General features: G+C 45.8%; 1 protein-coding gene. It reads left to right on the top strand.

The genetic code is table 11. The features are described from left to right. Nucleotides 1-95 precede the first annotated feature (95 nt). Nucleotides 96-554: hypothetical protein (locus ACTHS3_RS16665; RefSeq protein ID WP_440368596.1), on the top strand; the 459-nt coding region annotated here is incomplete at its 3' end.

Here is a 554-nt window from a genome sequence, read left to right as displayed (position 1 = left end):
CTGCAGGTAATACGGCAGAAGCCCCTAAAGATGCTGAAAAACCTGCTGAAGAAGCAAAACCTGAGGTAAAACCTGTGGTTTCTTCAGGCAATTTCTTGGCGGATGCAACCGCTCTGCAAGCTGCTGAAGATGCGCTGAAAGCACTGCCGCAATTCGGTGGCAAACCACTCAATATTTTCCAAAACATCCATTTCTACGGCGGCAAACGTCCGCGCATTACCGTGGAAATTCAAGACCCTAACAAACCCGAAAATATCGACCACTACGAATTTGAAGACGGTAAATGGAGCGAGCCTCAACCTGTCCGCATTTCCGGCAACGGAAATATGAAAGACAACGTTTTCCCGTTGGATGAAATCAAATTTGCCGATATCGCGAAAATCGCTCAAACCTACGGCGAAAAAGCCAAAGAAGTAGAAGCCAAAGAAACAGACTTACCTCACGTGTATTACTCCTTGTTCGTATCGACCGGTAAGAAAGAGTGGATCACCGGTTTCCTCAAAACCGATCGTGCGGAATACGAATTTGAATTTAACAATGACGGTACTCTGAAA

Source organism: Neisseria sp. P0009.S007 (assembly GCF_051962515.1).
The sequence above is the reverse complement of the archived record's forward strand: the minus strand, read 5'-3'. Positions and strand labels throughout refer to the sequence as shown.